15 protein-coding genes are annotated in these 13,131 nt (G+C 68.1%); 3 read left to right on the top strand and 12 right to left on the bottom strand.

Annotated features, from left to right (window positions below):
• Positions 1–1,272: DNA translocase FtsK 4TM domain-containing protein (locus AC3WVS_RS21000; protein WP_492320194.1), on the bottom strand; the 1,272-nt coding region annotated here is incomplete at its 3' end.
• Between the two features lie 245 nt (positions 1,273–1,517).
• Between AC3WVS_RS21000 and AC3WVS_RS20995 the strand changes: the two genes are divergently transcribed.
• Positions 1,518–2,744 (top strand): EAL domain-containing response regulator, encoded by a 1,227-nt coding sequence (locus AC3WVS_RS20995; RefSeq protein ID WP_492320193.1) that lies wholly within the window; start codon positions 1,518–1,520, stop codon positions 2,742–2,744.
• Positions 2,745–2,762: 18 nt separating this feature from the next.
• Here the strand turns inward: AC3WVS_RS20995 and AC3WVS_RS20990 are convergent, their stop codons facing one another.
• From AC3WVS_RS20990 to AC3WVS_RS20980, 3 genes are all read right to left on the bottom strand, one after another.
• Positions 2,763–3,329: a DUF4136 domain-containing protein gene (locus AC3WVS_RS20990; protein WP_010809992.1), complete on the bottom strand. Its 567-nt coding sequence runs from the start codon at positions 3,327–3,329 to the stop codon at positions 2,763–2,765.
• 110 nt (positions 3,330–3,439) lie between these two features.
• A complete protein-coding gene (locus AC3WVS_RS20985; protein WP_492320192.1) occupies positions 3,440–3,859 on the bottom strand; it encodes a DoxX family protein in 420 nt (139 codons plus the stop codon).
• A gap of 197 nt (positions 3,860–4,056) precedes the next feature.
• Positions 4,057–5,004, bottom strand: a complete 948-nt coding sequence (locus AC3WVS_RS20980; protein ID WP_492320191.1) for a LysR family transcriptional regulator — start codon at positions 5,002–5,004, stop codon at positions 4,057–4,059.
• A gap of 141 nt (positions 5,005–5,145) precedes the next feature.
• Between AC3WVS_RS20980 and AC3WVS_RS20975 the strand changes: the two genes are divergently transcribed.
• Positions 5,146–5,766, top strand: a complete 621-nt coding sequence (locus tag AC3WVS_RS20975; protein WP_018315412.1) for an FMN-dependent NADH-azoreductase — start codon at positions 5,146–5,148, stop codon at positions 5,764–5,766.
• A 181-nt stretch (positions 5,767–5,947) separates the two neighbouring features.
• On the top strand, positions 5,948–7,237 hold the full coding sequence (egtB, locus tag AC3WVS_RS20970) for an ergothioneine biosynthesis protein EgtB (RefSeq protein WP_492320190.1): 1,290 nt from the start codon (positions 5,948–5,950) through the stop codon (positions 7,235–7,237).
• A 7-nt stretch (positions 7,238–7,244) separates the two neighbouring features.
• Here the strand turns inward: egtB and AC3WVS_RS20965 are convergent, their stop codons facing one another.
• From AC3WVS_RS20965 to mltG, 8 genes are all read right to left on the bottom strand, one after another.
• On the bottom strand, positions 7,245–7,634 hold the full coding sequence (locus AC3WVS_RS20965; protein WP_492320263.1) for a YkvA family protein: 390 nt from the start codon (positions 7,632–7,634) through the stop codon (positions 7,245–7,247).
• A 15-nt stretch (positions 7,635–7,649) separates the two neighbouring features.
• Positions 7,650–8,417 carry an ankyrin repeat domain-containing protein gene (locus AC3WVS_RS20960; RefSeq protein ID WP_492320189.1) on the bottom strand — a complete coding sequence of 256 codons (768 nt, stop codon included), beginning with the start codon at positions 8,415–8,417 and terminating at the stop codon, positions 7,650–7,652.
• Complete coding sequence (locus AC3WVS_RS20955; protein ID WP_492320188.1) at positions 8,410–9,204, bottom strand: TatD family hydrolase; 795 nt, start codon at positions 9,202–9,204, stop codon at positions 8,410–8,412. The genes AC3WVS_RS20960 and AC3WVS_RS20955 overlap by 8 nt, the downstream gene beginning before the upstream one ends.
• 24 nt (positions 9,205–9,228) lie before the next feature.
• Entirely contained in the window at positions 9,229–9,729 is a 501-nt protein-coding gene (locus tag AC3WVS_RS20950) for a GNAT family N-acetyltransferase (protein WP_492320187.1), read from the bottom strand.
• Positions 9,730–9,766: 37 nt separating this feature from the next.
• Positions 9,767–10,159, bottom strand: coding sequence for a PilZ domain-containing protein (locus AC3WVS_RS20945; RefSeq protein ID WP_010810001.1), 393 nt, complete (start codon positions 10,157–10,159; stop codon positions 9,767–9,769).
• Between the two features lie 61 nt (positions 10,160–10,220).
• On the bottom strand, positions 10,221–11,228 hold the full coding sequence (locus AC3WVS_RS20940) for a DNA polymerase III subunit delta' (RefSeq protein ID WP_492320186.1): 1,008 nt from the start codon (positions 11,226–11,228) through the stop codon (positions 10,221–10,223).
• Positions 11,229–11,345: 117 nt separating this feature from the next.
• A complete protein-coding gene (gene tmk / locus AC3WVS_RS20935; RefSeq protein WP_492320185.1) occupies positions 11,346–11,957 on the bottom strand; it encodes a dTMP kinase in 612 nt (203 codons plus the stop codon).
• A gap of 7 nt (positions 11,958–11,964) precedes the next feature.
• Positions 11,965–12,960 carry an endolytic transglycosylase MltG gene (gene mltG / locus AC3WVS_RS20930; protein WP_492320184.1) on the bottom strand — a complete coding sequence of 332 codons (996 nt, stop codon included), beginning with the start codon at positions 12,958–12,960 and terminating at the stop codon, positions 11,965–11,967.
• Positions 12,961–13,131: the final 171 nt, after the last annotated feature.

The following is a 13,131-nucleotide window of genomic DNA, read 5'->3' as shown; positions in this document are numbered from 1 at the left end:
TGGCAGGGTGACGGTAGCCAATGCGTGCGGTTCCGCGTCGACGGCAATGTCCGGCGCCACGTCCGGCACAGCCGCGTCCGGTTGTTGCGGTTCCGGCACAGCCGCTTGCGCTACCACTGGCTTGCCTGCCAGCGCCTGCAACTCGGCCAGCAGGTCGAGGGCTTCCTGCCGGATCGCGGCAAGCGTGGCTTCGTCGGCTTCGGCCGGCACGGAATCCGGCGCGATGTCGCCAACTATATCGGTGTCTGCAGACACCGGTTCCATGACAGATGCGTCAGGCGCTGCCACTGCCTCGGGTTCCGCGCTGGCAACCGGCTGCGCGGGAGCGGCCACGGCTTGCGTGGCACCAGTGAGGGCCGGCGCTACGGCGGCGGCTTCGGCCGGCACTGATACGGCGGCAGGTACCGTGACGGAAGCAGTGGCCGAGGCGACGCCCTTGCCGGAAGCCTCGGGCAGCGTCGTAATCGCCGAACGCACCAGCGGCTGCGGCTGGCGGAACGGGCTGCTGACGACCGTGCCGCGCAGGGGCTGCGCCGGGCGCGGCGCCGGAGCCGGTGAAGGGGCTGCCGTCGGGGCCGGCCTGCGCGCCGCCGGCTGGGCCGGACGCGGCGCCGGTGCCGCCGCGGCGGGTGCGGGCGGCGCGCTGCGCGCCGGCTTGACCGCGCCCGGCGACTCGGCGTGGTGCAGCCAGATCTCGCCCGGCTGCGGCGGGGATTCACGCGTGCGGCGCGGCGGTTGCCAGGCGGGCTGGCGGCGCGCCGAAACCGCTTCGAAGCTGCGATGGCGCGTGGCGGGCGCGGTCCAGCCGGGGTTGCCTGCCGCCGGCGCATCGCGGCGCTCTGCCTCGCGCATCGGCTGGGTGGCAGCAAAGGAAACCGGCGGCTCTTCCGGCGCCGCGTCAGGCGCGGCGGCGCGGCGCGGCTTGCGCGAAAACAGGCTGCGCCAGGTTTCACCGAACACCATCGGCGCGGCCAGCGCCAGTACGCCCAGCATCAACAGCAAGGCACCGGTCCAGCCGAACAGGTTGCCCATCATGCCGGCCAGTGCGCGACCAGCCGAACCGCCGGCGCTCGAGTCCGGATCGCTGCCACTGGTCAGTGCTTCCAGGCTGGCGCTCGCGCACAGCACGGTGAGCGTGCCAAGCCAGACGCGCAATGAGCCGGGCCCTGCCAGCCGGCGCTCGCCGGCGAGCCAGCGCGTCACCAGCCGCCAGACCAGCGGCACTATCCAGAAAGTCGAAAATCCGAACCAGCCAAAACCCATTATCGACATGCCATGTTCAAAACTACGGGCAGCGATTGTAGCGGTTATGGCAGGCGGCGATTGAATCGGAAAGCGCAAATATTCGTAACGCAGCGCGTTTCCGGGGCGATTGCGCTACGATCCCTGTGCGATTCCGGATGCCAGCGGCGCCAGACTTTGCGCCATCCGGTGGTTGGCGCAGCGGCGCCGCGCTACCATGCGGGCAACCCCCAATCGAATTGCATTCCAGGCGGCCCGCCGCCTCCCCCTCCCCCATGCCGATCCGCTACGCCAGGCTGCGCGTTCTTGTCGTCGAAGACCATCCGTTCCAACGCGTCGCGGCCAAGGGCATGCTGCGGCATCTGGGCGTGCAGACCCTGGTCTGCGCTGAAAACGGCACGCAGGCGGCCGAGATCCTTGCACGCGAACCGTTCGACATCGTGTTCTGCGACATCGAAATGCCTGGCGGCAACGGCCCCGAGCTGATTGCCGAGCTGCACCGGCGCGGGCAGCATGCCTTTGCCGGGGCGGCGCCGGTGTGGGTCTGGGTGACGGCGCTGGCGGAGGACATCCTGGATTCAAACCGCGGCCTGGCGCACGCCGCCGGCATCCCGCGCGTGCACGCGCTGCGCAAGCCGCTGTCGCGCGATGCAGTGGAAGAGATCCTGGCCGATGCGCTGGTGCGCCAGCCTGCGGGCGAATCCGCCCCGCCGGCGTGGTCGCCCGACGACGCAGAACTGGTCGCCGCCACCCGCTCGGGCACGGACCTGCTGGTCATGCTGCAGCCCCAGCACGAGATTGCCAGCGGCCGGCTGGCCGGTGCCGAGGCGCTGGTGCGCTGGCGCCATCCCGAACACGGCCTGGTGCAGCCCGACCTCTTTATCCCACGGCTCGAAGCGCTCGACGCGGCCGACCCGGTGTTCTTCTTCGTAACCCGCCAGTGCCTGGCAGCGCAGCAGCGGCTGCGCGCGGCGGGCATCCACATCACGCTGGGCATCAATGCCTCGGCGCAAACCCTGTGCCGGCCCGGTGTGCTGGAGACGTTCGATGCCCTGGTGGCCGCCAGCGGCGTGCCGCGGCAAGCGCTGACGGTGGAGTTGACCGAGGGCTATCCGGTGCCCGATACGCTGGCCCTGTCGGTCGCGCTGAACCGCTTGCGGCTGCTCGGCTACGGCGTGGCGATCGACGATTTCGGCGTTGGCATCGCCACGCTCAAGCTGCTGGCGGACCTGCCTTTCACGCAGCTGAAGCTCGACCGCTCGTTCATTGTCGATGTCGACGGACATGGCCAGCGTGCCGCGATCTGCCGCAACATGATCAACCTGGCGCGCGAGCTGGGCCTGGAGTGCGTGGCCGAAGGCGTCGAGACCGACGCCCAGCGCGCAGCGCTGCTGGCGCTGCGCTGCCCACTGGGCCAGGGCTACCTGTGGTCCGCGCCCAAGCCGGCCGAGGTCTTCGTCGCGGATGCCATCGACCGGGCGGCAGTCACGCCGGCGGCGTGAGCTGGCCCCGAGCCCGCGCTACTGCGCGGCCCGGAACGGATACTTGGCAAAGATCTGCGCCACGGTCTTGTCGATGCGCTGCTGGGCGCTGGCCTTGTCGCTGGTGTCCACGCTGCCCACCGCCACGCCTTCCCAGACCAGCTTCATCTGGCGCCGGTCGACCAGGTCGATGTTGACCGTGCCTTCGGTGTAGGTATAGACGTCGTTGTAGAAGCCGTAGCCCGGCCACGGCGCATACAGCCCGCCGCGATAACCGTAGTAGCCCATCATCGGCGTCGGCGCCGGGCTGACCTGGACCTTCTCCTGCAGCCGGGCATTGAAGTTGACCAGCAAGTCCGGCGACTGCGCCGCATAGCGGTAGCCGCGCGCGGTCAGTTCCCGCTGCACGGCGGACTTGAAGTACTGGGTGGTCAGGCTTTCATAGCCCTGGCGATCGGTGCCGAGATGCTCGACGAAGCCAAAGCTGCGGTAGGCACTGAAGTCAGTGCTGCGGTTGTAGTCGGTCTTGATGTCGGGCACGCTGGCGCAGCCTGACAGGACCAGCGCCGCGGCCACGACCGGAAATAGCTGCCGGAAGGGTTTCACGATACATCTCCATGATGTCCGCGGCAGCGCGCACATGCAGCCATGCCGCCACGCGCAAGCGCCACCGGCGCCGGAACGCCGGCGCACCGTACGCCATCTGACCCGATGGGCTAATTCAGCTTGCCATTGATGCCGCCCACGCTGAACCGGCCCGCGCCCAGCAGGGCCACCGCCAGCGCCGCGGCCAGGAACATCCCTTGCAACTCAAGCGCCCAGCCGCCGGTATCGGACAGCATGCCGAGCTGCTTGGTATGCACCAGCGCCACCGCAAACAGCATGTTGATGGCAACGATCAGCGCCGCCAGCCGGCTCCACAGCCCGATGATCAGCAGGATCGGGGCCACTACTTCCCCAATGTAGACGCCGTAGGCCAGCCATGCCGGCAAGCCGGCGTCGGCGACCACCTTCCCCACAAAGCCCATGCCGGACGCACCGGTCAGCTTGGCGATGCCGTGCATCAGGATCAACACGCCAAGCACGATGCGCAGCAGCGCCTTGCCCAAGTCCTGGGAACCCTGAGAGCCACCCATGGCCGTTCTCCTTGCCGTTGTCTGTCGAGTTGGTTGTCGAAGCCAAGCGCCTTTACCCTCACGCGCAAGGTTCGCCCCTGTACCTTAGTGCGAGGCGGCGTGAAGGTAAAGCCGCAAATACGAGACTGCCTGCTGGCCGGGATGCGACCGGCACACCACCTCGCCAATCCCGCCATGCCGTATCCGGGAGGCCTGCGCTACACCAGCCGGTGCATCGCCGGCTGCCGCGGCTCAAGCATGCCGACCTTGGATGCGCATTCGGGCAGGACCTCGCCCAGGAAGTCGAGAAAACGCCGGGTGGCAGGCGTCACGCCCTTGCGGGAGGGGAACACCGCATGCAGCGTGCCGACCGGCATGTCGTACTGCGGCAACACCAGTTCCAGCTCGCCGCTTTCCAGCGCATCGCGGCAATACATCCGCGGCAGCATGGCCACGCCCGCGCCGGCGATCGCCGCCTCGCGCAGCAGCACGAAGTCTTCGGTGACCAGGTGCGGTTCATAGGCAATCTGGATCGAGTCGCTGGTCTTGCAGCGCAGGTTCCAGACATGCTTGCCGTCGTGCGGCGGCTGTCCCACGCCCGGCATGCCGTCCAGCGCCTGCGGTGTGCGCGGGCGGCCGATGCTGTCCAGCAGCGCGGGGCTGGCCACCAGCATCAGCTGGCTTTCACCGAAGGTGCGCACGGCCAGGCTGGAGTCCTCCATGGACTCGCGCACGCGCAGGGCCAGGTCGAAGCCTTCGCCGATCACGTCCACGCGCCGGTTGGTGGTCTCCAGCTCGATGCGCACGGCCGGGTTGGCGCGCATGAAATGGCCGATCGCCGGTGCCAGCAGGATCTGGGCGATGGCGATCGGGCAACTCACGCGCAGCGTGCCGCCGGGCTGCTCGCGCGCCTGCTCGATGACCTCGCGGGCCGCCTTGGCCTCATTGAGCATGGCGCGGCAGCGTTCGTAGAAGGATTCGCCAAGCGGCGTAACGCGCACCTGCCGTGTCGTGCGGCGCAGCAGCTGCACGCCCAGGTCGCGCTCCAGCTGGGCGATGCGCCGGCTCAGGCGTGACTTGGGCACGCCTGAGGCGCGGCTGGCCGCGGAAAAACTGCCGTGTTCGACCACCTGGGCAAACAGGGACAAGTCGTTGAGGTCTTGCATGGATGGCTCCGGGATCACCGTGCGGCCGCCAGGCTGGCGTTGCGTCGGTAGAACAATCATTTGCATTTTGCCTCACTACCGATACCAATGGCCAGCCGCTATCTTTCATCCATCGCAACCGCACCCCTTGTGGAGATAGACATGAACATCCTGCAGATCGATTCCAGCGTCCTTGGCGACAACTCCGTTTCGCGCAGCCTGACCGCCAGCGTGGTGGCCGACCTGGTCGCCGCCAACCCGGGCGCCAAGGTCACCGTGCGCGACCTGGACCAGGACGCTCCGGCGCACCTGTCCGGCAACCTGCTGCCCGTGCTGGGCGGCCCGAAGGAAGGCCTGAACGCCGTTCAGGAAGCCGAGCTGCAGCGCACCGAGCAATGGCTGGCCGAATTCCTGGCCGCCGACGTGCTGGTGGTGGGCGTGCCGCAGTACAACTTCAGCATCCCCAGCCAGCTCAAGGCCTGGATCGACCGCATCGCGCAGGCTGGCCGCACCTTCAAGTACACCGAGAACGGCCCGGTGGGCCTGGCCGGCGGCAAGCGCGTGATCGTGGTGTCGTCGCGCGGCGGCGTGCGCCAGGATGCCAATGAGCTGGACCTGCACGAAAAGACCGTCGACATCGTGTTCCGCTTCCTGGGCATCACCGACATCACCTACGTGCGTGCTCACGGCCTGGCCATGGGTCCGCAGTTCCGCGAAGCCGGCCTGGCCAGCGCCCGCACCGAAATCGCGGCACTGAACGACGCCAGCCGCCTGGCCGCCTGAAGTCCTGTGGCCGGCCGGCGCTGCAGGACGGCGCCGGCTCGCCCCGCGGACGGATCGGGTCTATGATGGATCGGGGCGCTACGGCGCCCCGCGTGCCATGGGCGGCGCGCCGGCCCCGGCTATTTGCCCGCGGCTGTCCTGCCGCCTGCAGTCATCGACCGATCCACTCCCGGGAGCCCGCATGACTTCAGCCCTGTTGCCAGCCGCCGCCCTCCATCCGCCGCACGAACCCGCCCTGCTTTCGCAGTATCGCCACGTACGCACCGCCACCGAGACCCTGGTGGCCGACCTGTCCGATGCCGATGCCACCGTGCAGTCCATGGACGACGCCAGCCCGGCAAAATGGCACCTGGCGCACACCACATGGTTCTTCGAGGAATTCGTGCTGGCTGCGCGGATCCCCGATTACGAGCCGGTGGACCCGGACTACCGCTACCTATTCAACTCGTACTACGAAGCGGTCGGCCCGCGCCACCCGCGGCCGCAGCGCGGGCAGCTGACCCGCCCCTCGCTGGACGAGGTGCTGGCCTACCGCGAGGCCGTGGACGAATCGATGCTGACCCTGCTGGGCAGCGCCCAGACCGATGACGAGGCGGCGCTGATCATGCTTGGCCTGCAGCATGAACAGCAGCACCAGGAACTGCTGCTGACCGACATCCTGCATCTGTTCGCGCAGAACCCGCTGCGCCCCGCCTTTGCCCCGGAACTGCCCGAGCCGGTGATCGCCGACCCTCGGCCCGCGCCGGACTGGATCGGCTTTGACGGCGGCCTGGTGGAGATCGGCCACCGCGGCGAGACCTTTGCCTTTGACTGTGAAAGCCCGCGGCACAAGGCCTACCTGGCACCGTTCACGCTGTGCTCGCACCCGGTCAGCAACCGGCAATGGTTTGAATTCATCGAGGATGGCGGCTACCAGACGGCCGGGCTGTGGTTGTCCGACGGCTGGCGCTGGCTGTGCGAGCAAGGCATCCTGGCCCCGCTCTACTGGGAAGAACGCGAAGGCACGTGGTGGCAGATGACGCTGCGCGGGATGCATCCGGTCGACCCGGACAGCCCCGTCACCCACGTCAGCTTCTATGAGGCCGAGGCATTCGCGCGCTGGGCCGAACGCCGGCTGCCGACCGAGGCCGAATGGGAGCACGCGGCGCGCGGCCTGCCCGCCACCGGGAATTTTGTTGAAGGCCGCGCGCTGCGGCCGTTGCCGGACCGGCAGAACACCTCAGGCGTGCTGCGCCAGATGTTCGGCGATGTGTGGGAATGGACCGGCAGCGCCTTCCTGCCGTATCCGGGCTTCCGCCCGAACGCGGGTGCGGTGGGCGAGTACAACGGCAAGTTCATGAGCGGCCAGATGGTGCTGCGCGGCGGGTCGTGCGTCACGCCCGAATCGCATATCCGGGCGACGTACCGCAACTTCTTCTATCCGCACCAGCGCTGGCAGTTCACGGGCGTGCGGCTGGCGGACGACGTCTGACCGCGCTTTAGCGCGGCGCCAGCCAGCGCCACGCCAGCCAGGCCAGCAACACCCACACCAGCACGATGACCACGGCGGCCGCGCGATTGCGCGGCCGTTTTGCATGCGTGGCCTGCCATGCATCGGCCCGGCCGCGGCATTCATCCTTCACTGGCACCGGAATCATCCGCAGAGCCAGCCAGATGCCCAGCGGCACCAGCAGCACGTCATCGACATAGCCCAGCACCGGGATGAAATCGGGGATCAGGTCGATCGGGCTGAAGGCGTAGGCCACCACCAGCGCGGCCAGCAGCCGCGCGCTCCACGGCGTGCCGGGGTGGCGGCTGCAAAACCATAGCGTCAGCAGGCTCGCCTTGAGCCCGCGCGCCCATTGGCGCAGGCGTGCGCCGACGGCCATCGCCGGCATCAGCGCTTACCAGCCCTTGGTCTTGGGCTGCTGCGCCGCGGGTTGCTGCGCCGCGGGCCGCTGCCCGCCCGGCTCGCCGGTGGGCGCCTTCAGCGGCGGCGCCGCCACGATCGGCGTCTGCGGGTACAGCTTCTGCCAGCGCGCCTTCAGGCCCTTGGCGATCTCGGCCTGGTTGTAGCGCTCGGCGAAGTCGATCACGGTCATGCCCTGCTGGTTCTTCAGGCGCATGTCGGCGCCCTCGTCCAGCAGCAGCTTGACGGTCTCGATATGGCCGCCACGCGCGGCCATCATCAGCGGCGTGGTGCCGTTGGGGCTTTCGGCGTCGATATAGGCGGCATGGTCGACCAGGTACTTGACCACGTTGTTGTGGCCATTGGTGGCCGCATAGTGCAGCGGGGTCCAGCCGGTCTTGTTGATCTCGGCCTCCATCTCGTCGACCATCAGCTTGACCATGTCCAGCTCGCCCTGCAGCGCGGCCATCATCAGCGGGGTCTCGCCGGCCGGGTTGGCCTTGTCGAAGTCGATGTCCTTGGCGCGGATCAGCACCGTGGCCGCCTTCAGCGACTTCTCGCGCAGCGCCAGCACCAGCGCCGGGTTGCCGCGGCTGTCCACCAGGTTGGGATCGACGCCCTTGGCCAGCAGCTTCTTGACGGTGTTGGCGTCGTCGAATTCGACGGCCTTGCGCATGTCGTCGGCAGGCGCCGCCTGCGCCAGGGTGGCGGCGGCCAGCGCAAGGGCGCCGGCGGCGCGTCGGGCAAACTTCATGTCAAACATGCGACTCCCTGTCAATGTGCTTGAATAGATTGAAGAAATTTTCCGTCGTCTGCTCCGCAACCTGTTCCACCGGGACCCCGCGCAGCTGCGCGATGAACTCGCCCACATGGCGCACCCAGGCAGGTTCGTTGGTCTTGCCGCGGTATGGCACCGGCGCCAGGTAAGGCGAATCGGTCTCGATCAGCATGCGCTCCAGCGGCACCTTGCGCGCGGTCTCCTGCAGGTCGGCCGCGCTCTTGAAGGTGACGATGCCGGAGAACGAGATATGGAAACCCTCATCCAGGGCCTGGCGGGCGACGTCCCAGGTCTCGGTGAAGCAGTGCATCACGCCGCCGGCCTCGCGCGCGTTCTCTTCGCGCATCAGGCGCAGCGTGTCGTCGGCGGACGAGCGGGTATGGATGATCAGCGGCTTGCCGGTCTGGCGCGCGGCGCGGATATGGGTGCGGAAGCGATCGCGCTGCCATTCCATGTCGGCGATGCTGCGGCCGTTCAGGCGGTAGTAGTCCAGCCCGGTCTCGCCGGTGCCGACCACGCGCGGATGGGCGGACAGCTCCACCAGGCGCTCCAGCGTGGGTTCCTCGCCCTCTTCGTAGTCCGGGTGTACGCCGACCGAGGCGTACAGGTTGGGATGCTGCTCGGCCAGCGCCAGCACGCGCGGGAAGTCTTCCAGCGTGACCGAGATGCACAGCGCATGCGTGACCTGGTTGGCGCGCATGTTCTCCAGCAGTTCCGGCAGGCGCGCGGCCAGCTCGGGGAAATCGATATGGCAGTGGGAATCGACAAACATGGGGAATCTCTGTTGGCGGGCGGCTCAGTCCACGCGGCGGCCGACGATGATCAGGTCGCGCTCGACACCGTCGAGCACGGCAACGCGCGGCAGGTCGCCCCAGCGCGTAAAGCCCAGCGACGCGAACAGGCCCAGGCTGGGCGCATTGTGGCCGAAGATAAAGCCGAGCAGCGTGTTCACCCCGACCCTGGGCGCATGGTCGATGGCCTGTTGCAGCAGGTAGCGGCCCAGCCCCTGGCCGCGGCGCTGCGCGTCCAGGTAGATCGACACCTCGGCGGTGGCGCCGTAGGCCGGGCGGCCGTAGAAGTCTGAAAAGCTCATCCAGCCGGCCATGCGGCCGTCGGCATCCTCGCACACCCACAGCGGGCGGCGCCCGGGCTGGTGGGCATCGAACCAGGCCTGGCGTGAAGCCACGGTGACCGGTTCGGTATCGGCGGTGACCATACGCGAGGGCACGGTGCTGTTATAGATGGCAACGATGCCCGGCAGGTCGCGGAGCTCGGCAATTCGAAGTGAAAAATTCATTGAAAATCAAAATGTTGTGATAACAACCTCACAACGTTCATAAAGTTTGCGTGGGGCGCCCGGACTCCAGCATCTTGCCCAGGATCTCCTCCACCGCGCGGCGCAGGTTGCGCCCGTTGTCGTCGTCGGGGAAATGCACGCCGACGCCGGGGGTCTTCATCGGCGTGCCCGCCGGGGTAATCCAGGCCACATGGCCCGCGATCTGGTATTTCTGCGGCCGGTCCAGCAGCGACAGCACCAGGAACACCTGCTCGCCCAGCCGGAACGGCCGGTTCGACGGCACGAAAATGCCGCCGCGCGCCAGGAACGGCATATAGGCCGCATACAGCCCGGCCTGGTCCTTGATCGACAAGGACAGCACATTGGGACGCGATGCCGCCCCGCTGCCGGTTGGCGCAGCGGGCGGTGCGCCGGCGACTGCTGTGTTCATGGTTGACCCCCTGAATGACGGTGCTGCTTGTTGTTATGGCTTTTTTTGACTGCCAGGCGTACTACCGGAACAGCTGGCGGTATTCCAGGAATACCGCTTCCATCACCAGCCGGGCCGCCAGCGGATGGTTCTCGCTGCGGCGATGCGCGCTCAACCGGCTGGCAAAGGCCTGCAGGCGGCGCGCGTCGGTGGCCCCGGCGCAGCGCGCCAGCACGGCCCGTTCCTTGGGCAGGTACCGCGGCGTGGCGCTGCCGTCCAGGCGCAGCGTCAGGAGATCGTACGTCCAGCGCTGGAGGATGCCAAGCACGGCAGGCACCGGCAGCTTCTGCAGTTGCTCGGCCGCCGCAGCGGCGTCGAAGGCGGCGGCGGCGCCCAGCTGGCCGACCAGCCAGCGCTGCAGCGGCTGCTCCTCGGCCTCGGCCGCATGCAGCGCGGTCAGCGGCGAACCGCCGGCCAGCGCCAGCTGGGCCTCGGCATCGGCCACGCCCTGGCCGCGCAGCCAGGCCAGCGCTGCCTCCGGCGTCGGGCGCTGGGCCGAGAACTGGCGGCAGCGCGACAGGATGGTCGGCAGGATGCGGTCGAGGCGGTCGGTCACCAGCAGGAACACGGTGGACGGCGGCGGCTCTTCCAGCGTCTTCAGCAGTGCGTTGGCGCCCTCGGTCTGCAGCGCATCGAGCGGATACACCACCACCACGCGCAGCCCGGCCCGGTGCGTGCCCACGCCCACGGCCTCGATCAGTGCGCGCACCTGCTCCATGCGGATGATCTTGCTGGGCGCCTTCTTCTTGCCGCCCTCGTCGGTCTCGGCCTCGGCCGCGGCGTCCAGCGCCTCGGGCCGCACCACGGTGAAGTCCGGGTGGTTGCCCTGGCTGAACCAGTGGCAGGCGGCGCACTGGCCACAGGGCTGGCCGTCCGGCAGCGGCGCCTCGCACAACAGCCCCTGCGCGAAATGCAGGGCCAGGTCGCGCTTGCCGATGCCTTGCTGGCCATGGATCAGCAAGGCATGCGGCAGCCGTTCACGCAGCGCGCCAAGCCTTTGCCAGTCTTCCTTCTGCCAGGGATATAGCATGTGAATCAGTAGGTTGGTGATCTAACTTCAAGTTTTACCTGTGATAGCCCCGTCATTGCAGCTTCCACAATGGCGCAGCACTCATGTCTATCACGCCAGGCATATATCGGCCAGAAATCAGACAGTTGCGATGATTTTTTCAAGTTCATCGCGAATGTCAGCAATGCTGCGGGTGGCGTCGATCACCCGGAAGCGCTGCGGCGACTGGGCCGCGCGGCGCAGGTATTCATCGCGGGTGCGCTGGAAGAACGCGCGCGACTCGGATTCGAACTTGTCAGGCGCGCGCGCGCCGGCCAGGCGCTCGCTGGCGGTTTCCAGCGGCACGTCGAAGAGCAGCGTCAGGTCCGGCTGCAGGCTGCCCTGCACCCAGTCTTCCAGCACTTCCAGGCGCTCGGTGGCCAGGCCCCTGCCCCCGCCCTGGTAGGCGAAGGTGGCGTCGGTGAAGCGGTCGGAAATCACCCACTTGCCGCGCTCCAGCGCGGGGGCGATGACCTCGGCGATATGCTCGCGCCGGGCCGCGAACATCAGCAGCGCCTCGGTTTCCAGGTGCATCTTGCGATGCAGCAGGATCTGGCGCAGGTCTTCGCCCAGCGACGTGCCGCCGGGCTCGCGGGTGGTGACGACACCGGCAATATCGCTGCGTGCGCGCAGGCGGTCGGCGACCCAGTCGATATGGGTGCTCTTGCCGGCGCCGTCGATGCCTTCAAACGTAATGAATTTTCCGCGCATGGAATGCCTATTTGCCGCGCTGGTACTTGTCGACCGCGCGGTTGTGTTCGGGAAGCGAGTTGGAGAAATGGCTGCTGCCGTCGCCGCGGGCGACGAAGTACAGTGCGTCGGATGGCGCCGGCGTGGTGGCCGCCGCCAGCGAGGCCAGCCCCGGCAGCGCAATCGGCGTGGGCGGCAGGCCGGTGCGGGTGTACGTATTGTACGGGGTGTCGGCCAGCAGGTCGCGCTTGCGCAGGTCGCCGTCGAAGCCATCGCCCAGGCCGTAGATCACGGTCGGGTCGGTCTGCAGCATCATGTTCTTGCGCAGCCGGTTGATGAACACGGCGGCGATCATCGGGCGTTCGGTGGCCTGGCCGGTTTCTTTCTCGACGATCGACGCCATCACCAGGGCCTCGTACGGGGTCTTGTACGGCAGGTCGGGCGAGCGTGCGTTCCAGGCCTCGTTCAGGCGCCGCTGCATGGCACGGTAGGCGTGCTTGTACAGGTCGATATCGCTGCTGCCGCGCGCGAACAGGTAGGTGTCCGGGAAGAACATGCCTTCGGGCGAGGTCTCGGCCGCGCCGATTGCCTTCATCAGGTCCGCATCGGACATGTCCCGGGTGTCGTGCCGCAGCGCCGGGCTGGCGTCCACGGCGGCGCGCATCTTGCGGAATTCCCAGCCCTCGATCACCGTGACCACATAGTGGGTGACCTCGCCGCGCGCCAGCTTGCCGATGATCGACAGCGGCGTGGCGCCGGTCACGAATTCATAGCCGCCTGCCTTCAGGTCAGGGCCGTGGCCGGTCAGGCGCACCAGCAGCAGGAACAGCCGCGGGTCCATGCCGACGCCGCCGCGCTGGATCTGGCGGCCGACGCTGGCGACGCCGGAATTGGGCTTGATCACCACTTCCACGGGTGACTTGCTGAGGGGCAGCGGGTGATTGGCCCACCACGCGAACGCGCCCGCGGCCGCCAGCGCGAACACCAGGATGGCCAGGCCAAGACTAAGGAAAAATCGTTTCATGTATCAGGAATAGGGGCGGCTGGCCGGATTCGTCGGAAGGCTTGCGCACCACCGCTTGCCGCCACGTGCTGCCGGCGCCGGCCGAAAATCTCATAGCCCCATATAATAACCGGCAGCCTCGCACCGACCATGCGCCGCGGCGCGGGCGCCGCTTGCCGGCCCGCCCGGCAC

It is taken from the genome of Cupriavidus sp. CPT47-8839-RL05A (assembly GCF_058792255.1).
The sequence above is the reverse complement of the archived record's forward strand: the minus strand, read 5'-3'. Positions and strand labels throughout refer to the sequence as shown.

Excerpts from the sequence above, each read along its gene's own strand:
- AC3WVS_RS20995 (WP_492320193.1), top strand. The coding sequence starts at position 1,518 with ATGCCGATCCGCTACGCCAGGCTGCGCGTTCTTGTCGTCGAAGACCAT.
- AC3WVS_RS20985 (WP_492320192.1), bottom strand. The coding sequence starts at position 3,859 with ATGGGTGGCTCTCAGGGTTCCCAGGACTTGGGCAAGGCGCTGCTGCGC.
- AC3WVS_RS20980 (WP_492320191.1), bottom strand. The coding sequence starts at position 5,004 with ATGCAAGACCTCAACGACTTGTCCCTGTTTGCCCAGGTGGTCGAACAC.
- AC3WVS_RS20975 (WP_018315412.1), top strand. The coding sequence starts at position 5,146 with ATGAACATCCTGCAGATCGATTCCAGCGTCCTTGGCGACAACTCCGTT.
- egtB (WP_492320190.1), top strand. The coding sequence starts at position 5,948 with ATGACTTCAGCCCTGTTGCCAGCCGCCGCCCTCCATCCGCCGCACGAA.
- AC3WVS_RS20965 (WP_492320263.1), bottom strand. The coding sequence starts at position 7,634 with ATGGCCGTCGGCGCACGCCTGCGCCAATGGGCGCGCGGGCTCAAGGCG.
- AC3WVS_RS20960 (WP_492320189.1), bottom strand. The coding sequence starts at position 8,417 with ATGTTTGACATGAAGTTTGCCCGACGCGCCGCCGGCGCCCTTGCGCTG.
- AC3WVS_RS20955 (WP_492320188.1), bottom strand. The coding sequence starts at position 9,204 with ATGTTTGTCGATTCCCACTGCCATATCGATTTCCCCGAGCTGGCCGCG.
- AC3WVS_RS20950 (WP_492320187.1), bottom strand. The coding sequence starts at position 9,729 with ATGAATTTTTCACTTCGAATTGCCGAGCTCCGCGACCTGCCGGGCATC.
- AC3WVS_RS20945 (WP_010810001.1), bottom strand. The coding sequence starts at position 10,159 with ATGAACACAGCAGTCGCCGGCGCACCGCCCGCTGCGCCAACCGGCAGC.
- AC3WVS_RS20940 (WP_492320186.1), bottom strand. The coding sequence starts at position 11,228 with ATGCTATATCCCTGGCAGAAGGAAGACTGGCAAAGGCTTGGCGCGCTG.
- tmk (WP_492320185.1), bottom strand. The coding sequence starts at position 11,957 with ATGCGCGGAAAATTCATTACGTTTGAAGGCATCGACGGCGCCGGCAAG.
- mltG (WP_492320184.1), bottom strand. The coding sequence starts at position 12,960 with ATGAAACGATTTTTCCTTAGTCTTGGCCTGGCCATCCTGGTGTTCGCG.